The organism is Streptomyces sp. NPDC005408 (assembly GCF_040606445.1).
In the GTDB taxonomy this organism is placed as follows: Bacteria; Actinomycetota; Actinomycetes; order Streptomycetales; family Streptomycetaceae; genus Streptomyces.
The window spans coordinates 110176-130103 of record NZ_JBEXEX010000005.1; the positions used below are offsets into that span (position 1 = coordinate 110176).

14 protein-coding genes and 1 riboswitch are annotated in these 19928 nt (G+C 69.4%); of the genes, 12 read left to right on the forward strand and 2 right to left on the reverse strand.

All coding sequences use genetic code 11. The features are described 5' to 3' along the window. Positions 1 to 7 precede the first annotated feature (7 nt). The 6 genes from ABZS64_RS07245 to ABZS64_RS07270 all read left to right on the forward strand — a co-directional run bounded on the left by ABZS64_RS07245 (position 8) and on the right by ABZS64_RS07270 (position 8807). Positions 8 to 1015 (forward strand): LacI family DNA-binding transcriptional regulator, encoded by a 1008-nt coding sequence (locus ABZS64_RS07245; protein ID WP_355824350.1) that lies wholly within the window; start codon positions 8 to 10, stop codon positions 1013 to 1015. A gap of 397 nt (positions 1016 to 1412) precedes the next feature. Beyond that, a complete protein-coding gene (locus ABZS64_RS07250; RefSeq protein WP_355824353.1) occupies positions 1413 to 2798 on the forward strand; it encodes an extracellular solute-binding protein in 1386 nt (461 codons plus the stop codon). A 3-nt stretch (positions 2799 to 2801) separates the two neighbouring features. After that, the gene (locus tag ABZS64_RS07255; protein WP_355824356.1) at positions 2802 to 3764 is read left to right on the forward strand and encodes a sugar ABC transporter permease; all 963 of its coding nucleotides are present in this window, start codon (positions 2802 to 2804) and stop codon (positions 3762 to 3764) included. A gap of 16 nt (positions 3765 to 3780) precedes the next feature. After that, positions 3781 to 4653 carry a carbohydrate ABC transporter permease gene (locus tag ABZS64_RS07260; RefSeq protein ID WP_355824362.1) on the forward strand — a complete coding sequence of 291 codons (873 nt, stop codon included), beginning with the start codon at positions 3781 to 3783 and terminating at the stop codon, positions 4651 to 4653. Positions 4654 to 4761: 108 nt separating this feature from the next. Beyond that, positions 4762 to 6378 carry a glycoside hydrolase family 13 protein gene (locus ABZS64_RS07265; RefSeq protein ID WP_355824364.1) on the forward strand — a complete coding sequence of 539 codons (1617 nt, stop codon included), beginning with the start codon at positions 4762 to 4764 and terminating at the stop codon, positions 6376 to 6378. A gap of 56 nt (positions 6379 to 6434) precedes the next feature. Beyond that, positions 6435 to 8807, forward strand: a complete 2373-nt coding sequence (locus tag ABZS64_RS07270; protein WP_355824366.1) for a discoidin domain-containing protein — start codon at positions 6435 to 6437, stop codon at positions 8805 to 8807. Between the two features lie 59 nt (positions 8808 to 8866). On the opposite strand, the gene ABZS64_RS07275 is transcribed toward ABZS64_RS07270, so the two are convergent. Further along, the gene (locus tag ABZS64_RS07275; protein WP_355824369.1) at positions 8867 to 10102 is read right to left on the reverse strand and encodes a citrate synthase; all 1236 of its coding nucleotides are present in this window, start codon (positions 10100 to 10102) and stop codon (positions 8867 to 8869) included. An 87-nt stretch (positions 10103 to 10189) separates the two neighbouring features. Between ABZS64_RS07275 and ABZS64_RS07280 the strand changes: the two genes are divergently transcribed. Together ABZS64_RS07280 and ABZS64_RS07285 are read left to right on the forward strand one after the other, a co-directional pair. Beyond that, positions 10190 to 11350, forward strand: a complete 1161-nt coding sequence (locus ABZS64_RS07280) for a citrate synthase/methylcitrate synthase (RefSeq protein WP_355824714.1) — start codon at positions 10190 to 10192, stop codon at positions 11348 to 11350. A 13-nt stretch (positions 11351 to 11363) separates the two neighbouring features. Beyond that, the gene (locus ABZS64_RS07285) at positions 11364 to 12464 is read left to right on the forward strand and encodes a GTP-binding protein (RefSeq protein ID WP_355824371.1); all 1101 of its coding nucleotides are present in this window, start codon (positions 11364 to 11366) and stop codon (positions 12462 to 12464) included. Here the strand turns inward: ABZS64_RS07285 and ABZS64_RS07290 are convergent. Next, on the reverse strand, positions 12461 to 14911 hold the full coding sequence (locus ABZS64_RS07290; RefSeq protein ID WP_355824374.1) for a DNA topoisomerase IV subunit A: 2451 nt from the start codon (positions 14909 to 14911) through the stop codon (positions 12461 to 12463). The two genes, ABZS64_RS07285 and ABZS64_RS07290, sit on opposite strands and share 4 nt — an antisense overlap. A gap of 173 nt (positions 14912 to 15084) precedes the next feature. Here ABZS64_RS07290 and ABZS64_RS07295 point away from each other — a divergent pair, with 173 nt between their 5' ends. The 4 genes from ABZS64_RS07295 (at position 15085) to ABZS64_RS07310 (ending at position 19877) form a co-directional block, all read left to right on the forward strand. Next, positions 15085 to 16422 carry a pitrilysin family protein gene (locus tag ABZS64_RS07295; protein ID WP_355824717.1) on the forward strand — a complete coding sequence of 446 codons (1338 nt, stop codon included), beginning with the start codon at positions 15085 to 15087 and terminating at the stop codon, positions 16420 to 16422. Further along, entirely contained in the window at positions 16419 to 17807 is a 1389-nt protein-coding gene (locus ABZS64_RS07300) for a pitrilysin family protein (protein ID WP_355824377.1), read from the forward strand. Before ABZS64_RS07295 ends, ABZS64_RS07300 begins: the two co-directional genes overlap by 4 nt. A 230-nt stretch (positions 17808 to 18037) precedes the next feature. Further along, positions 18038 to 18202: riboswitch (cyclic di-AMP (ydaO/yuaA leader) on the forward strand. A 12-nt stretch (positions 18203 to 18214) separates the two neighbouring features. After that, complete coding sequence (locus ABZS64_RS07305; RefSeq protein ID WP_355824379.1) at positions 18215 to 18982, forward strand: M23 family metallopeptidase; 768 nt, start codon at positions 18215 to 18217, stop codon at positions 18980 to 18982. A gap of 217 nt (positions 18983 to 19199) precedes the next feature. Next, positions 19200 to 19877: a GntR family transcriptional regulator gene (locus ABZS64_RS07310; protein ID WP_355824381.1), complete on the forward strand. Its 678-nt coding sequence runs from the start codon at positions 19200 to 19202 to the stop codon at positions 19875 to 19877. The last annotated feature ends 51 nt before the right edge of the window (positions 19878 to 19928 follow it).

Sequence of the window (19928 nt, forward strand, 5' to 3'; positions counted from 1 at the left end):
TGCGTGTATGACGCGACGACTTGCTCAGGTGGCGAAGAAGGTTGGGGTCAGCGAGGCCACGGTCAGCCGGGTGCTCAACGGCAAGCCCGGAGTCTCCGAGGCCACCCGGCAGTCGGTGCTGACCGCACTCGACGTTCTCGGGTACGAGCGGCCTACTCAGCTGCGCGGCGAGCGGGCGCGGCTGGTCGGTCTCGTCCTGCCGGAGCTGCAGAACCCGATCTTCCCGGCCTTCGCCGAGGTGATCGGCGGGGCGCTGGCGCAGCAGGGGCTCACGCCCGTGCTCTGCACCCAGACCAAGGGCGGTGTCTCCGAGGCGGACTATGTGGAGCTGCTGCTCCAGCAGCAGGTCTCCGGAGTCGTCTTCGCGGGCGGTCTCTTCGCGCAGGCGGACGCCCCGCACGCCCACTACAGGCTGCTGGCCGAACGCAAGATTCCGGTGGTGCTGATCAATGCCTCCATCGAGAATCTCGACTTCCCCTGTATCGCCTGCGACGACGCGGTGGCCGTGGAGCAGGCCTGGCGCCATCTGGCCTCGCTCGGCCACGGGCGCATCGGCCTTGTCCTCGGCCCGCCCGACCATGTGCCCTCGCGACGCAAGCTCGCCGCCGCGCACGCGGCCGCGAAGGCGGCAGGCGGGGAGCTGCCCGACGAGTGTGTCGAGCGCTCCATGTTCTCCCTGGAAGGCGGGCAGGCCGCGGCCTCGCGGCTGCTCGACCGGGGGATCACCGGGATCATCTGCGCCAGCGATCCGCTCGCGCTCGGAGCCGTACGGGCCGCCCGCCGGCGCGGTCTCGCCGTCCCCGGCGAAGTCTCGGTCGTCGGCTACGACGACTCCGCCTTCATGAACTGCACCGAGCCGCCGCTGACCACCGTTCGCCAGCCGATCGAGGCGATGGGCCGTGCCGCGGTCGAGCTGCTGTGCGCGCAGATCCAGGGCGGCGATGTCCCCCCGGGTGAGCTGCTCTTCGAGCCGGAGCTGGTGGTGCGCGGCTCGACGGGGCAAGCTCCGCGCTAGGGTCTGTCGTTTGGATCAGGCCGGATCAGTGAGCGGCCCGCCGCGGAGCGGCTGATGTCACTGCGGTGCGTGCGATCGCAAGGCGGAGGAAGGAGCCGACGCGGAGCGTCGGCGACTGACGACAACGCAGCGTGGGGGCACCTCCCGTGCCCGAAGGGCTACGGGGGAGTGCGTGCCAATGCACGCGAGCCCGGCAAGATCCGAACGGCAGACCCTAGCCGTACGACCGGCTGCGCAAGCTGTACGACCAACTGCGCCAGCCGTACAACCGACTGTCAAACTTTTACGAAATCGGCGCGAGATATTGCGGTCTTCTGTCGCCGGTGGTTGAGTGTGCCGCGCCTCCCGCAGCGTGTTCGCCGCGGGTCATCCGGCTCATGCCCGAAGGGGACCACCGATGAGAAGTGCTACGACCGTCCTCGTCTCCGCGCTCGCCCTCACCGTCCTGGCCGCCTGCGGCACGAGCAGCAGCGGCAACAACGACGAGGGCTCCGGCGGCGGTTCGTCCGACCCGTCCGCCCCGCTGGACCCGAAGACCAAGCTGACGCTCACGATCGACTGCATGCCCTCGCCCGCCAAGGCCGCCGAGCTCAAGGAGTGGAACGAGGACGTCAAGGCGTTCAACAAGACGTACCCGAACATCAAGATCCAGGGACGTTCGACGCCAGGCCAGTGTCTTGAGCCGCCGCGCTTCACCGCGATGCTGAAGGCCAAGTCCCAACCGGACGTGTTCTACACGTACTTCACCGATCTCCAGCAGGTCCTCGACAACGCCGGAGCCGAGGACATCTCCGCGTACGTCACCCCCAAGACGGTCCCCGCACTCGCCGACATCGACGCCGACGTCATGAACTCCCTCAAGCACGACGGCAAGCTCTACGGCCTCCCCACCAGCAACTACACCATGGGCCTTCTGGTCAACCGCAAGCTCTTCCAGCAGGCCGGGCTCAACCCCGACACCCCGCCGAGGACCTGGGCAGAGGTCCGCACCGCGGCGAAGGCGATCGCCGGACTCGGCAAGGGAGTTGCGGGATACGGCGAGTACAGCGCGGGCAACACCGGCGGCTGGCACTTCACCGCCACGATGTACGGCCTCGGGGGCGAGATCGTCGACGCCAGCGGCAAGAAGGCCGCGTTCAACAGCGACCTGGGCAAGCAGATCGTCGGGAATCTCCACGCCATGCGCTGGGACGACGACAGCATGGGCAAGACCCAGCTGCTCAAGTGGGGCGACCTGCAGAAGCAGATAGCCAGCGACAAGCTCGGCATGTTCCTCGCCGCGCCCGACGACATCGCGTACATGGTCCAGCAACTCGGCGCCACATACGAGAACTTCGGCATGGGACCGATCCCCGGCGAGAAGAACACCCTCTTCGGCGGCAACAACTACGTGATCAAGAAGGGGAACTCCCCGGACAAGATCAAGGCCGCGGTTGCCTGGCTCAACTTCAAGAACCTCACCGTGGGCAAGGGGCAGTTCGACTGGGCGCGCACCAAGACCGACGGTCTGCCCGTCGGCGTCCCGCAGCCCAACTTCTGGCTGAACGCCAGCAAGACGAAGGACGACGCGGCACGCGCGGCCAGTGCCACCATGCCGGTCGAGAACTTCAAGGCCTTCATGGACAACTCGGTCAAGGGCAAGGCCGAGCCGCCCAAGGCACAGGAGATCTACAAGGTCCTGGACAACGTGATGTCGGGAGTGCTCACCAACAAGAACGCGGACGCGGCCAAGTTGCTGGCGAGCGCCGAGTCGCAGGTCAACCAGATCCTGGCGAACCAGTAGCCGATGTCGGCCCCCACCCTGACCCCGCGCAAGGCCGCACCGCGCCGCCCCGGGCGCTCTGCCGGGCTCCGTACGAACGCCTCCAGGGAGGCGTTCGTACGGGCCCTGCGCCGCAATCTGTCGGCCCACGGCTTCCTGATCGGCGCCGTCCTCTGCTTCTCGTTCTTCTCCTGGTATCCGATGGTCAGGGAGTTCGTCCTGGCCTTCCAGAAGACCGAGGACGGGCAGACGACCTGGGCCGGCTGGTCCAACCTCACCACCGTGTTCAACGACCCGGCCTTCTGGCAGGCCTGGCGCAACACCCTGCTGTTCACCGGGCTGGCGCTGCTTCTCGGCTTCGCCGTCCCGTTCGTCGTCGCCCTGGTCCTCAACGAATTCCGGCACGCGCAGGGCTACTTGCGGCTGCTTGTCTATCTGCCCGTGATGCTGCCGCCGGTCGCGTCCGTCCTGCTCTTCAAGTATCTGTACGACCCCGGATACGGACTCCTCAACCGGATCCTGGAACTGCTGCACCTCCCGCAGCAGCAGTGGCTCCAGGACCCCGACACCGCGATGCTCTCGGTCGTCATCGCCGCCACCTGGATGAACATGGGCGGCGCGACCCTGATCTATCTCGCCGCACTGCAGGGCATACCGGGCGAGCTCTACGACGCGGCGGAACTCGACGGCGCGGGACTGCTGCGCAAGATCTGGTACGTCACCATCCCGCAGACCCGGCTGATCCTCTCGCTGATGCTGCTGATGCAGATCATCGCGACGATGCAGGTCTTCACCGAGCCGTTCCTGCTCACCAACGGAGCGGGTCCGGAAGGGTCCACGACGACCGTCGTCTATCTCATCTACCAGTACGCCTTCAACTTCAACAACTACGGCAGCGCCGCCGCGCTCGGCCTGGTCCTGCTCGTACTGCTCGCGGGATTCTCGGCGGCGTACGTCCGGCTCAGCCGCAGCAGCGAGGACGAGTAGGACGGGTGAGACGGACATGACACGCACACTCATCTCACCGGCCCAACTCGCAAGACCACGCGCCAAGTTCCTCTACTGGGCCGTCTTCGCCCTGGTCATCGGCCTCTTCACACTGGTCTTCCTCGGCCCGCTCTACTGGATGGTCTCCGGCGGACTCAAGACCACCCAGGAGGTCGTCCAGTCACCGCCGAGCTTCGTGCCCCAGGCACTGCACCCCGAGAACTACTCCCGGGCCTGGGACGTGATGGACCTGGCCCGGCTGCTGTTCAACACCCTCTACTACGCCTTCGGCGCGCTCGCCTTCCAGCTGGTCCTCGATGTCGCCGCGGCCTATTCGCTGTCCCAGCTGCGGCCGGTGTTCGGCAAGGTCATCCTCGCGATGATGCTGGCCACGCTGATGATCCCGGCCACCGTCCTGGTCGTACCGCAGTATCTGACGGTGCTCGACGTCCCGATCGTGCAGCGCAATCTGCTCAACTCGCCCTGGGCGATCTGGCTTCCGTCCGTCACCAACGCCTTCAACATCTTTCTGCTGAAGCGGTTCTTCGACTCGATTCCGCGCGAGCTCCTCGACGCGGCATCCATCGACGGAGCGTCCCGGATGCGGACCCTGTGGTCGGTCGTGCTGCCGATCTCCCGGCCGATCCTCGGCGTCGTGTCCATCTTCGCGGTCGTCGGAGTCTGGAAGGACTTCCTCTGGCCGATGCTCACCCTCCCCGATCCGAGCAAGCAGACGCTCAACGTCGGCATCTACTCCCTCGCGAACGGTGTGCCCGAGAACGTGCTCATCGCCGCGCTCACCATCGCGTCCGCGCCGACGCTGCTGATCTTCCTGATCTTCCAGCGCAACATCATGAGCGGTCTCACCGCGGGCGGCCTCAAGGGCTGAACCCGGCCCGCTCCTCTGCTCCTCCTCAAGCCTCCGCCGCCGGCCTCTCTCCGGCGCCCCGCTGTCCGGGCCGGCGGCGGAGTCCCACCTGCCCGAAAGGACCGTCACGTGGCAGCCCCTCATTCGGAGCACACGGCCGTGGATCACACGGACGACTGGTGGCGATCGGCCGCCATCTACCAGGTGTACGTACGCAGCTTCGCTGACGGCGACGGTGACGGCACGGGTGATCTCGCAGGCGTACGGGCGAGGCTGCCCCACCTCGCGGATCTGGGCGTCGACGCGATCTGGTTCAACCCGTGGTACCTCTCCCCGCTGGCGGACGGCGGCTACGACGTGGCCGACTACCGCGCCATCGACCCGGCCTTCGGGACCCTCGCCGAGGCCGAGAAGCTCATCAGCGAGGCCCGCGCGCTGGGGATCCGCACCATCGTCGACATCGTGCCCAACCATGTCTCGGACCAGCACGCATGGTTCCGGTCGGCCCTCGCCGCCGGGCCGGGGAGCCCCGAGCGCGAACTGTTCCACTTCCGTCCGGGCCGCGGTGACAGGGGCGAACTGCCGCCCAACAACTGGCCGTCGCAGTTCGCGGGGGAGACCTGGACGCGGGTCCCCGACGGCGAGTGGTACCTGCACCTGTTCACGCCGGAGCAGCCCGACCTCAACTGGGACCACCCGGTCGTACGCCAGGAGCACGAGGACGTGCTGCGCTTCTGGTTCGAGCGCGGTGCCGCGGGTGTACGGATCGACTCCGCGGCCCTGTGCGCCAAGGCCCCCGGTCTGCCGGACGCCGACGAGGACGACACGACTCTCTACGTCGACCGCGACGAGCTGCACGACATCTACCGCGCCTGGCGGGCCGTCGCCGACGAGTACGGCGGGGTGCTCATCGGGGAGCTGTGGGTGCCCGACCCGGACCGCTTCTCCCGCTATCTGAGATCCGACGAGCTGCACACCGCCTTCAACTTCGACTTCCTGGCGCGCCCTTGGGAGGCGGCGGAGCTGCGGGCCTCCATCGACACCACCCTCGCGTACCACGCGCCGGTCGGAGCACCGGCGACCTGGGTGCTGTGCAACCACGACGTGACGCGCACGGTGACGCGCTACGGGAGGGACGACACCGGCTTCGACTTCGCGAAGAAGCGGTTCGGAACACCCACCGACCTCGCCGTCGGCACCCGGCGCGCGCGGGCCGCTGCCCTGCTCTCGCTCGCCCTGCCGGGCTCGGTCTATCTGTTCCAGGGCGAGGAACTGGGGCTTCCCGAGGCGGACATACCACTCGATCGCATCCATGACCCGATGCACTTCCGCTCCGGGGGAGTGGACCCGGGGCGCGACGGCTGCCGGGTGCCGCTGCCCTGGGCCGCGGGCGCGCAGTACTACGGGTTCGGCTCGGCGGTGGATCCCTGGCTTCCGCAGCCCGAGGACTGGGCCTCGTACGCCGCCGACGGGCAGGCGGTCGATCCCGACTCCATGCTGACCCTCTACCGGCATGCCCTGCGGCTGCGCCGGACCGACCCCGGGTTCGGGGACGGACCGCTGCGCTGGCTGCCCGCCGCTCCCGGAGTCCTTGCCTTCAGCCGCGGCGGCGGCCTGATGTGCGTCGTCAATCTCGCCGGAGACCCCGCCGAACTCCCCGGCCACACAAGCGTCCTGCTGACGAGCGGCCCCCTGGACGACGAGGGCCGGCTGCCGCGGGACACGGCGGTCTGGCTGCGGGCCTGACCCCGCGGCCGGCGCCGCCGGTCATCGATCCCCCCACCCCTGGAGGTCTGAGTGTCATGAGCGCAACAAGAGCCGCACCACGTGGACGCCTGTTAACCGCCCTGCTCGCCTCACTGGCCTGCGCCGCATCGCTCGGCACGGCCGCCGTCGCTTCCGGTTCCGGCTCGGCCGCGCCGCCCGCGGCGCCCGCCCTGTCCCCGCTGGCCGTCGAAGGGCGCGGAGCCACCGTGCCGTTCACCGAACTGGAGGCGGAGACCGCCGCCACCAACGGCTCGGTGATCGGCCCCGACCGTACGTACACCACGCTGCCCTCCGAGGCGTCCGGCCGCCGCGCCGTACGGCTCGATGCGGCGGGCGAGTATGTCGAGTTCACGCTGACCCAGCCCGCCAACGCGATGACCGTCCGCTATGCCGTCCCGGACAACGCGGCCGGAACGGGCATCACCGCCCCGGTCGCACTCAGCCTGGACGGCGTCAAGCTGAAGGACGTCGACTTCACCTCCAAGTACGGCTGGTTCTACGGGAGTTACCCGTTCACCAACACCCCGGGCGACAAGCCGCACCACTTCTACGACGAGACCAGAACGCTCTTCGGCCGCACCCTGCCCGTCGGCTCGAAGGTGCGGATCACCCTGGCCCAGGCCGGAGCCACGCCCTGGACCGCGGTCGACCTCGCCGACTTCGAGGAGGTCGCCGCCCCGGTCGGCAGGCCCGCGGGCTCGCTGTCCGTGACGGACTACGGCGCCGACGCGAGCGGCGCCGCCGACTCCACCGCCGCGTTCCAGCAGGCCGTCGACGCGGGCAAGGCGCAGGCCAAAGAGGTGTACATCCCGCAGGGCACGTTCAGGCTCACCGACCATGTCGTCGTCGACCAGGTCACGCTGCGCGGAGCCGGGCCCTGGTACAGCGTGCTGACCGGCCGGCATCCCACCGACCGCAAGCGGGCCGCCGGGATCTACGGGAAGTACGTGGCCGGGGGCGGCTACGGCGGTGAGATACGCCCGCACGAGGCAGGCGGTCCCAGCCGCAATGTGACGCTGAAGGACTTCGCGATCCTCGGCGAGATCGGCGAGCGGATCGACGAGGACCAGGTCAACGCCATCGGCGGCGCGCTCAGCTACTCGGTCGTCGACAACGTGTGGATGCAGCACACCAAGGTCGGGGCGTGGATGGACGGCCCGATGAACAACTTCCACATCAGGAACAGCCGGATCCTGGACCAGACCGCCGACGGCGTCAACTTCCACTGGGGAGTGACCAATTCGTCGGTCGAGAACACCTTCCTGCGCAACCTGGGCGACGACGGCCTCGCCATGTGGGCCGACACCAAGCCCAATGTCGCCAATACGTTCAGCAGGAACACCGTCGTCCTGCCGATCCTCGCGAACAACATCGCGATCTACGGCGGCAAGGACATCGCGGTCACCGACAACGTGGTGGCCGAATCACTGACCAACGGCGGCGGGCTCCACGTCGGCAACCGATACCCGGGCGTGACACCCGGTCAGGGAACCGATGTCCAGGGCACCTTCACCCTCTCCCGCAACACCACGATCCGGGCCGGGAACACCGACTACGGCTGGCCCTTCCCGATCGGCGCGATCTGGTTCGACTCCCGCAACAGCTCCATCGACAAGGCGACGATCAACGTCACCGACACCGACATCCTCGACAGCTCCTACGCGGCGATCCACTTCGTCTCCGGCACCACCAAGGGCGTCAACTTCGGCAAGGTCAACATCGACGGCACGGGCACCTTCGCCCTTCAGTTCAACGACCCGGCGCAGGCCTCGTTCACGGGCGTCACAGCCAAGCACATCGGATTCACCGAGCCCGTCTACAGCTGCCTGGGCAGCCAGCTCAACATCACTCAGGGAGCGGGCAACTCCGGCTGGAACGAGAAGCTCCCGGCCACCTACTGCGGACCGTGGCCGGAGCCGAACCACGGCGGCGGTACGGATCCGAGCCCCTCGCCCGACCCCAGCACCACCCCGCCCCCCGACCCGGACCGCAATCTCGCCGCCGGCCGGCCCGCGACGGCGACCGGATCGGTCGACGTCTACACGCCCGGCAAGGCCGTCGACGGTGATGCGGGCTCGTACTGGGAGAGCACCAACAACGCCTTCCCGCAGTCGCTGACAGTCGACCTCGGCGGGGCGAGCGAGGTGACCCGGCTGGTGCTCAAGCTGCCTCCGCCCGCCGCCTGGCAGGCGCGGACCCAGACCCTGGCGGTGCTGGGGAGCGCCGACGGTTCGTCCTGGTCCACGCTCCTGGCGGCGACCGGCTACCGCTTCGACCCGGCGACCGGCAACACCGTGACCGTACGGCTTCCTGCCGGTACGAGCACGCGCCATCTGCGCCTCACCGTGACGGCCAACACCGGTTGGCCGGCAGCGCAGTTCAGCGAAGTGGAGGCCTATCGCTCCTGACGAGGCTCATGCCTCCTGACGGGACCTGTCGCTCGCGACGCGTCGACTCCTCCGCCCGCTCACGGCAACGGCCTGGGCGGGCGGGGGCCGTCGTACTGCCCGCTCGGACGCATCCGCAGCGGGCGCTCCTCGTACTCCTCCAGCGCGTGCGCGATCCAGCCCGCCGTACGCGCCACGGCGAAGACAGTCTCACCCGCCTCGGCAGGCATAGCGGACGCCACCGAAAGCACCGCCAGCGCCAGATCGACATTGGCGTGCAGCTCGACATGGCGGGCCGTCGTCGCCTCCACCTCGCGTGCCGCCTCCAGCGCGGGCCGGGCGGCGGGCAGCTGTGCCAGTACGCCGAACAGCGCCTCGGCGCGCGGGTCCTTGCCCGGGTAGAGCCGGTGGCCGAGGCCCGGCACACGACGGCCCGCCCGCAGATGGTCCGCCACCACGGCCGCCGCGCTGCCGCGCTCCAGCACCTCGCTGAGCATCCGGTGCGCAAGACCGCTTGCGGCCCCGTGCAACGGGCCGTCGAGCGCGCCGAGTCCAGCCGACACCACGGCGTACGGATGGGCGCGCGCGGACGCGGCGACCCGCACGGCGAGCGTCGATGCGGCCAGATCGTGGTCGATCAGCAGCGAGAGCGCCATGTCCAGAGCTCGTACGGACGCCTCGTCCGGGCGCTCGGTGGTGAGCCGCGACCAGAGCCGCCAGGCGATCCGGCCCTCGCCCCGGTGCCGTTGCCCGACGGTGGGGAGCGCGTCGACCAGGGTGGGGATCAGCATGCGCGCGCTGCCGAGCACCGCATCCCGGTCGAGGTCGAAGCGCAGCGGATCAGCCACCGCTGCCGCGATGGCGGCCACCCGGAGCCGGTCGGTCGATCCGCTGTGTGCGGGCAGCGCATCGACCGCGCGACGGGCCGCGGCGAGCGTCTCGGCGGGGGCGGTGAACCGGACACCGGCCCGCAGGTTGCCGGTCCAGAGCCAGTCGGCGATCTCCTCGTAGCCGTAGCGGCGGGCGAGTTCGGTCGCGTCGACGCCCCGGAAGTAGTAGCGGTCCTTGTCGATCAGCGTGATGCCGGTGCGGATCCGCTGGATGACGTCGCTGCCGGACGAGGGCTCCCGCCGCCCCCTGCGGACGAGCGCGTCGACCTCTTTGGCGTCGAAGGTGCTGCCGCGTCCGGAGGGATCGCGCCTGCTGGAGAGCTGGCCGCGGCTGACATACGCGTACACCGTCTCGGGTTTCACGCCGAGCCGTGCGGCCGCCTCCTTGGTGGTCAGCCGCTCGCCGTCCGCTCCGTGGTCCGTCATGCCGTCACCGTACACATATTGATTCAATCAATATTGACAGTGATCCCGTCAAGCATGGACAGTCGAATCAAGTTCAGGGAGGACACCATGCAGAGCACCGGCACCACCGCACCCGTCGACGTACCGCGCGGACTCGCCGGCGTCGTCGTCACCGACACCGCGCTGGGTGACGTCAGAGGACGCGAGGGCTTCTACCACTACCGCCAGTACTCGGCCGTCGAGCTCGCCGAGAACCGCGGCTTCGAGGACGTCTGGCATCTGATGTTCTACGGCGAGCTGCCGAACGCGGCGCAGCGTGCGGCCTTCGTGGAGCACACCGCGCCTCTGCGTCATCTGCCCGAGGACGTCCGTGCCGCGCTGCCCGCCATAGCCCACTCGTGCGCGCTGTCGGGTCCGCTCGCCGGACTGCGCACCGCGCTCTCCCTGCTGGGAGCCTCCGCGGGGCTGCGCCCGGTGTACGACCTCGACACCGACCGCCGCCGGGCTGACGCGCTCGCCGCGTGTGCGGCCGTGCCGACGCTGCTCACCGCGCTGTACCGCCTCGGCCAGGGCCTTGAGCCGGTCGAACCGCGCGACGACCTGCCCTACGCCGCCAACTACCTCTACATGATGACCGGTTCGGAGCCGGAACCGGCGCGGGCCCGTGCGATCGAGCAGTACCTCGTCTCCACCATCGACCACGGCTTCAACGCCTCGACCTTCACGGCCCGCGTGATCACCTCCACCGGAGCCGACGTGGCCGCAAGCCTGGTGGGAGCGATCGGCGCGCTCTCGGGCCCGCTGCACGGCGGCGCCCCGAGCCGGGCCCTCGACACCCTCGACGCGATCGGTACGCCCGAGCGCATCGACCCCTGGATCAGGGAACGGGTCCTGGCGGGGGAGCGGATCATGGGCTTCGGTCATCCCGTCTACCGCACCGAGGACCCGCGCTCGCGGATGCTGCGAGGGATCGCCGAGAGCTTCGGCGGGCCGCTCGTCGAGTTCGCCGTCCAGGTCGAGGCGCGCGTCGAGGCGATCCTCGCGGAGCTGAAGCCCGGCCGTGAGCTGCACACCAATGTGGAGTTCTACGCGGGCGTGGTCATGGAGCTGTGCGGGCTGCCCCGCGAGATGTTCACGCCGACGTTCTGCGCGGGCCGGGTGGTCGGCTGGAGCGCCAATATCCTGGAGCAGGCGGCGGACTCGAAGATCATCCGCCCGTCGGCCCGCTATGTCGGACCGCCCCCGCCCCAGCCCCTGCCGCACATGTGAGAAAGGCCGCCCCTTGAGCCAGGTGACCAAGCCGCAGATCCCCGTTGTCGTCCTCGCGGGCTTTCTGGGATCCGGCAAGACCACCTTGCTCAACCAGCTGCTCCGGCGGAACGGCGGCAACCGCATCGGCGTGATCGTCAATGACTTCGGCTCCATCGAGATCGACGCCATGACGGTCGCCGGACAGGTCGGCTCCACCGTCTCGCTCGGCAACGGCTGTCTGTGCTGCGCAGTCGACGCGAGCGAGCTGGACGACTATCTGGAACTGCTCACCCGGCCTGCCGCCCGCATCGACATCATCGTCATCGAGGCGAGCGGTCTGGCCGAGCCGCAGGAGCTCGTACGGATGCTGCTGGCCAGCGACAATCCGCGCATTGTGTACGGGGGACTCGTCGAGGTCGTCGACGCGGCCGAGTTCGACGCGACGCGCTCGCGGCACCCGGAGATCGACCGGCATCTCGCGATCGCCGATCTTGTGGTTCTGAACAAGACGGACCGGGTGGAGCAGGCCGCACTTGAGGGCGTACTCGGGACACTCCGTGAGCTCAGTGGTGTCACGCCCGTGATCAGCGCGCAGTACGGCCGGGTCGATCCCGAGGTGCTCTTCGACCCGGCCGCGAGGCCCGAGCGCGAGGAGAAGGTGCGCCAGCTCTCCTTCGAGGATCTGTACGCGGACGATCACGATCACGATCACGATCACGAGGACGACCACGACCACGATCATGCGGGGCATCTGCACGCCGCGTACGAGAGCGTCGGCTTCACCGCGCAGGAACCCATGGACCCGCGCCGGCTGATGGACTTCCTCGACTCCCGGCCCGAAGGGCTCTACCGGATCAAGGGTTTCGTCGACTTCGGCGCGGCCGACCCCCGCAACCGGTACGCCGTGCACGCGGTCGGCCGGTTTCTGCGCTTCTACCCCGAGCCCTGGGGCCGCGGTCAGGAGCGCCGGACCCAACTGGTCCTCATCGGCTCCGGCGTCGACGCCGACAAACTGCGTACGGAACTCGACGAGTGCCGGACGGCCGGACCGCAGGACGCCCCCGACGAGCAGAGCATGTGGGGCGTCCTGCGGTTCGTGCAGTCCGAGCCGTCCGAGCCGGAGAGCGACTAGCTCGACGGGCCCGCCAGCACCGACACCGCCGAAATCAGCGGCATGCCCGAGCCGTCACGGCGCGGGTCGATCTCCGGCAGCTCGGCCGGTGCGCCGTTCTTCTGCGCCGCCCGCGCCGGGGCCGCGCCCGCCCAGGCCAGTACGAGCAGGTCCTCGCCCTTGAGGAAGCGCTGGCAGCGCACCCCGCCCGTGGCCCGCCCCTTGCGCGGGTACTGGTCGAAGGGGGTGAGCTTCGCCGTCAGCACCGAGTCGTCCAGCGTGCCGTGCGAGCCCGCGACCGTGAACACCACCGCGTCCCCGGCCGGGTCCACCGCCGTGAACGAGATCACCTCGGCGCCCTCCGACAGCTTGACTCCGGCCATGCCGCCCGCCGCCCGGCCCTGCGGCCTGACCTGCCCAGCCGGATAGCGCAGCAGCTGTGCGTCGGAGGTGATGAAGACCAGGTCCTCCTCGCCCGTACGCAGCTCCGCACCGCCGACGATCCGGTCACCGTCCTTGAGGGTGATGACCTCCAACTCGTCCTTGTTGGCGGGGTAGTCGGGCACGACGCGCTTGACGACGCCCTGCAGCGTGCCGAGCGCCAGGCCCGGCGAGGACTCGTCGAGCGTGGTGAGGCAGATGATCGTCTCGTCGGCCTCCAGGGACAGGAACTCCGCGACCGGCGCGCCGCCCGAGAGATTCGGCGCGGACGCGGTGTCCGGCAGCTGCGGCAGATCGATCACCGCCAGCCGCAGCAGCCGCCCGGCCGAGGTCACTGCCCCCACATCGCCGCGCGCGGTCGCCGGGACGGCCGAGACGATCACATCGTGCTTGGTGCGCTTGCCGCTGTCGTCGGGAAGCGGCTCGCCCGTGGCCGTACGCGCCAGCAGACCCGTCGACGACAGCAGCACCCGGCACGGGTCGTCCGCGACCTCCAGCGCCACCGCGGCGACCGGCGTACCGGCCGACTCCAGCAGCACGGTGCGCCGCTCGGTGCCGAACTTCTTGGCCACCGCTGCCAGTTCGGAGGAGACCAGCTTCCGGAGCTCGTTGTCCGACTCCAGGATCCCGGTCAGCTCGTCGATCTCGCCGTTCAGCCGGTCGCGCTCGCTCTCCAGCTCGATCCGGTCGAACTTGGTCAGCCGGCGCAGCGGAGTGTCCAGGATGTACTGCGTCTGGACCTCGCTGAGCGAGAAGTGCTCGATCAGCCGCTCCTTGGCCTGCGCCGAATTCTCACTGGACCGGATGAGGCGGATGACCTCGTCGATGTCCAGCAGGGCGACGAGCAGGCCCTCGACCAGATGCAGCCGGTCGCGACGCTTGGTCCGCCGGAACTCGCTGCGGCGGCGCACCACGTCGAAGCGGTGGTCGAGATAGACCTCGAGGAGCTCCTTGAGCCCCAGCGTGAGCGGCTGGCCGTCCACCAGCGCCACATTGTTGATACCGAAGGACTCCTCCATCGGCGTCAGCTTGTAGAGCTGCTCGAGGACGGCCTCGGGCACGAAGCCGTTCTTGACCTCGATGACCAGACGCAGTCCGTGCGAGCGGTCGGTGAGGTCCTTGACGTCCGCGATGCCCTGGAGCTTCTTCGACGAGACCAGGTCCTTGATCTTCGCGATGACCTTCTCGGGGCCGACGGTGAAGGGCAGTTCGGTGACGACCAGGCCCTTGCGGCGGGCCGTGACGTCCTCCACGGAGGCCGTCGCGCGGATCTTGAAGGTGCCGCGGCCCGATTCGTACGCGTCCTTGATGCCGCTCAGGCCCACGATCCGGCCACCGGTCGGCAGGTCGGGACCGGGGACGAAGCGCATCAGCGTCTCGAGGTCGGCGCCGGGGTGCCTGATCAGATGGCGAGCGGCGGCGATGACCTCGCCCAGATTGTGCGGCGGCATGTTCGTCGCCATGCCGACCGCGATCCCGGACGCGCCGTTGACCAGCAGATTCGGGTAGGCGGCGGGGAGCACGACGGGCTCGCGCTCCTGGCCGTCGTAGTTCGACTCGAAATCGACGGTGTCCTCGTCGATCGACTCGGTCATCAGGCGGGTGGCATCTGCCATCCGGCACTCGGTGTACCGCATGGCCGCCGGCGGGTCGTCATTGCCGAGCGAGCCGAAGTTGCCGTGCCCGTCGACCAGCGGCAGGCGCATCGAGAAGGGCTGTGCCATCCGCACCAGGGCGTCGTAGATCGACGCGTCGCCGTGCGGGTGCAGCTTGCCCATGACCTCGCCGACGACGCGGGCGCACTTCACATAGCCGCGGTCGGGGCGCAGGCCCATCTCGTTCATCTGGTACACGATCCGGCGGTGTACCGGCTTCATGCCGTCACGTGCGTCCGGCAGGGCCCGGGAGTAGATCACCGAGTAGGCGTACTCGAGGAAGGAGCCCTGCATTTCGTCCACGACGTCGATGTCGAGGATCTTCTCCTCGAAATCGTCCGGAGGCGGGGTCTTCGTGCTGCGGCGGGCCATCGCGGCTGCTGCTCCTTCACGTACCAGGTCTGGAACTGACGCCGACCATTGTGGACCGTCCCACTGACAACGCCGACCGCGACCCGGGAACTTCGCCAGGTGTCAGCACGCTTGCATACAGTGGCAGGGCTGACAGAAGAAGCAGCATCGCGATCGAAGGGACGTACATGCCCATGGGTCACACGGCCACAGCGCAGGCCGGTTCCGGCGGCCTGACAGCGACCGAGCACCGGCTGGCCAACGGCCTGCGCGTGGTGCTCTCCGAGGACCATCTGACCCCGGTCGCCGCGGTCTGCCTCTGGTACGACGTCGGCTCGCGCCACGAAGTCAAGGGCCGTACCGGCCTCGCCCACCTCTTCGAGCACCTGATGTTCCAGGGCTCGGGACAGGTCAAGGGGAACGGTCACTTCGAGCTGGTGCAGGGGGCGGGCGGCTCGCTGAACGGCACCACCAGCTTTGAGCGCACCAACTACTTCGAGACCATGCCCACCCACCAGCTGGAGCTTGCGCTCTGGCTGGAGGCCGACCGGATGGGCTCGCTGCTCGCCGCGCTCGACGACGAGTCGATGGAGAACCAGCGCGATGTCGTCAAGAACGAGCGCCGCCAGCGGTACGACAACGTCCCGTACGGCACGGCCTTCGAGCGGCTGACGGCTCTCGCCTACCCCGAGGGCCACCCGTACCACCACACGCCGATCGGCTCCATGGCCGACCTGGACGCGGCGACCCTCAAGGACGCCCGCGCCTTCTTCCGGACGTACTACGCGCCGAACAACGTCGTGCTGTCGGTTGTCGGCGACATCGACCCGGTGGAGACGCTCGCCTGGATCGAGAAGTACTTCGGCTCCATCCCCTCCCACGACGGCAAGCAGCCGCCGCGCGACGGCTCGCTCCCGGAGGTGATCGGCGAGCAGCTGCGCGAGGAGATCCGCGAGGAGGTTCCCGCTCGGGCACTGATGGCCGCCTACCGGCTGCCGCACGACGGCACGCGCGAGTGCGACGCCGCTGATCTGGCGCTCACCGTCCTCGGCGGCGGCGAGTCCTCCCGGCTGCACAACCGTCTCGTGCGCCGTGACCAGACTGCTGTCGCCGCCGGGTTCGGTCTGCTGCGCCTCGCCGGTGCTCCCTCGCTCGGCTGGCTGGACGTCAAGACGTCCGGCGGTGTCGAGGTCCCGCAGATCGAGGCCGCGGTCGACGAGGAGCTGGCGCGGTTCGCCGCCGACGGCCCCACGCCCGAGGAGATGGAGCGCGCTCAGGCCCAGTTGGAGCGCGAATGGCTGGACCGGCTCGGCACCGTCGCGGGCCGCGCGGACGAACTGTGCAGGTTTGCCGTGCTGTTCGGCGACCCGCAGCTGGCGCTGACCGCCGTGCAGCGGGTGCTCGACGTCACCGCCGAGGAGGTGCAGGCGGTCGCCCAGGCCCGGCTGCGCCCCGACAACAGGGCAGTGCTCGTGTACGAACCCGTCTCTGCGCCCGAGGGAAGCAACGAAGAGGAAGAGGCGGACCAGTGAGCGACGCTGCCGTGACGATGACGTACCACCCGCAGCCGACGGCGGGTGCCCCCCGGCCCTGGGCCTTCCCCGCCCCCGACCGCGGCACGCTGGACAACGGTCTGACGGTGCTGCGCTGCCACCGGCCCGGCCAGCAGGTGGTGGCCGTCGAGATCCTCCTCGACGCTCCGCTGAACGCCGAGCCCGAGGGTATCGACGGTGTTGCCACGATCATGGCGCGCGCCCTGTCGGAGGGCACCGACAAGCACACCGCCGAGGAGTTCGCCGCCGAGCTGGAGCGCTGCGGCGCGACCCTCGACGCGCATGCCGATCACCCCGGCGTCCGTGTCTCCCTGGAGGTCCCGGTCTCCCGGCTGCCCAAGGCGCTCGGTCTGCTCTCCGACGCCCTGCGCGCGCCCGCCTTCGCCGACAGCGAGGTCGAGCGGCTGGTGCGCAACCGTCTGGACGAGATCCCGCACGAGACGGCCAATCCGGCCCGCCGCGCGGCCAAGGAGCTCTCCAAGGAGCTCTTCCCGGCCACCGCCCGTATGTCGCGCCCCCGCCAGGGCACCGAGGAGACCGTGGCCCGGATCGACTCCGCGGCCGTGCGTGCTTTCTACGAGGCGCACGTCCGGCCCGCCACGGCCACCGCGGTGATCGTCGGCGACCTCACCGGAGTCGACCTGGACGCCGTGCTCGCCGAGACCTTCGGCGGCTGGAAGGGCGACAGCGCCACGCCCCGTCCCGTACCGCCGATCACCGCCGACGACACGGGCCGTGTGGTCATCGTGGACCGCCCGGGCGCCGTGCAGACGCAGCTGCTGATCGGCCGCATCGGCCCGGACCGGCACGACCGCGTCTGGCCCGCGCAGGTGCTCGGCGCGTACTGCCTGGGCGGCACCCTCACCTCGCGTCTGGACCGCGTGCTGCGTGAGGAGAAGGGCTACACCTACGGCGTACGGGCCTTCGGCCAGGTGCTGCGGTCCGCCCCCGACGGCTCGGGCGCCGCGATGCTGGCGATCAGCGGTTCGGTGGACACCCCCAACACCGGACCGGCGCTGGACGACCTGTGGAAGGTGCTGCGGACGCTCGCCGCCGAGGGTCTCACCGATGCCGAGCGCGATGTCGCGGTGCAGAACCTGGTGGGTGTCGCGCCGCTGAAGTTCGAGATGGCCGCGTCTGTCGCGGGCACGCTCGCCGACCAGGTCGAGCAGTTCCTCCCGGACGACTACCAGGCGCAGTTGTACGTGCGGCTGGCGGAGACGGGCACCGTGGAGGCGACTGCGGCGGCCGTCAGCGCCTTCCCGGTTGACCGGCTGGTCACGGTGCTCGTCGGCGACGCCTCGCAGATCGAGGAGCCGGTCAGGGCTCTGGGCATCGGTGAAGTGACCGTGGTCACCGGCTGATCGCCTCTCGCACCAACTGGACAACTCCGGCTGAACCCGGCGCAACAGGCAAGCGGAACCCCGGCATCCAAGCGATGGCGGGGTTCCTCGCTATGTCCGGTTTGTTGTGGAGGCTGCCTGTCTGCCCTGTGGCATGCACTACAAAAGGGCCTGTCTGTTTGGTGATTGAAAGTTGCCCCGCCTAGCGTCGGTCCGGCTGTTCGCCAGTAGCCAGCCGCATCCGCGGCATCGGACAGCCATCGCCGAGTCCCCGTCAGGCGCGAGCCTGGGGAGCCGGGGACCCACTCAGTCCCTGGGGTGAATCGGACGCCTTCGTATCCGTACGGAGGGGCCCGTAGGAGACCTTCCTGCTCCGAACCCGTCAGCTAACCCGGTAGGCGAGAAGGAAGGAAAGGACCAGCCACTTCATGGCGTTCACCCGTGCCACCGGGAAGCACCGTGCCCCGAGCCGCCTGACGCGCAGGAGCGCGAACATGGCGGGCGTAGCGGCCCTTGCCACCACCGGCGTCATCGGAACCCTCGCTTCCCCGGCGCTCGCCGCCACCCCCAGCACCGCCGTCGAGGACACCGGTCTGACCCAGGTCGTGACCGCTGACACCCTCGCCGACCAGATCGCCGACCAGGCCGCCGCCCAGAAGCAGGAGGCCGCCGAGGCCATTGCCAAGGCGAAGGCCGCTGCGGAGGCGAAGCGCAAGGCCGAGGCCCGTGCCAAGGCCGCACGCGAGGCCAAGGAGCGCGCCGCCCGCGAGGCCGAGCGCAAGCGCCTCAACTCCTTCGTCGCGCCGATCACCGGCTCGTACATCTCCACGGGCTACAAGACCGGCGGCGCCATCTGGTCCTCCGGCAGCCACACCGGCATCGACTTCCACGCCGCCTCCGGCACCACCGTGCACGCGGTCGGCTCCGGCACCGTCGTCGAGGCCGGCTGGGGCGGCGCGTACGGCAACAACGTCGTGATCAAGATGAAGGACGGCACGTACACGCAGTACGGCCACCTCTCGTCGATCACCGTCTCGGTCGGCCAGAGCGTGACCCCGGGCCGGCAGATAGGCCACTCCGGCGCGACCGGCAACACCACGGGACCGCACCTCCACTTCGAGGCGCGCACCAGCCCGGAGTACGGCTCCGACATCGACCCGGTCGCGTACCTGCGCGCCCACGGCGTCGGCGTCTGAGCACACGCAGTCTCGGCACACGCAGTCCGAGCACGCGCACACAACGCGTACATGAGAAGGCCCCGGCTCCCTGCCGGGGCCTTCTGCGTTCGGAGCTCTGGCCAAAAGATATCCATGGATTCCGAAGTGCCATCGGAAAATCCGGCCCACTGCAATAGAGTCACCGAACAGACGTCAATCGGCTGCGTTTCGCGCGGATTAAAGCGGAGGTTCGGTCATGCGCATTCCCGCGCACTCGGTATGCACGGCGATCCGCGACGACATCGTCTCCGGCGTATTCGAGCGCGGCAGCCGGCTCACCGAGGAGCAGCTGGCGCGCCGCTACGGCGTCTCCCGGGTCCCGGTCCGCGAAGCCCTGCGAACCCTGGAGTCCGAGGGCTTTGTGACCACCCGCAGGCATGCCGGAGCCTGCGTCGCCGAGCCCACCGAGCAGGAGGCCGCCGACCTGCTGGAGGTCCGGATGCTGCTGGAGCCGCTGGGTGCGGCACGCGCGGCCCAGCGGCGCACGGAGGCGCACCTCAAGGTCCTGCGCGGCCTGGTCAGGCTGGGTCAGGAGCGGGCCCGCCGCGGCCAGGGCGAGGACCTGCGCTCACTGGGCGGCTGGTTCCACGAGACGCTCGCCCAGGCCTCCGGCAGCCCGGGACTGATCGCCCTGCTGACCCAGCTGCGGCACAAGATCGCCTGGATGTACGCGGTCGAGCAGCCCGCCAAGCCCGTCGACTCCTGGGCGGAGCACGGCGCGATCGTGGACGCGGTGGCACGCGGCGATGTGGAGAGGGCACGGGCGCTCACCGCGCTGCATGCCGAGCGGGCCGCATCCGCGCACCGGCTGCGCCGTCCCGAGCGGGTGAGGACTTCGCAACATGCCGTAAACACCGCGAGCGTCCGCAATTAACAGGCGCGCCGTATACAAAGGGAAGATATTCGTGGGGCTTCTTTTCTGCTG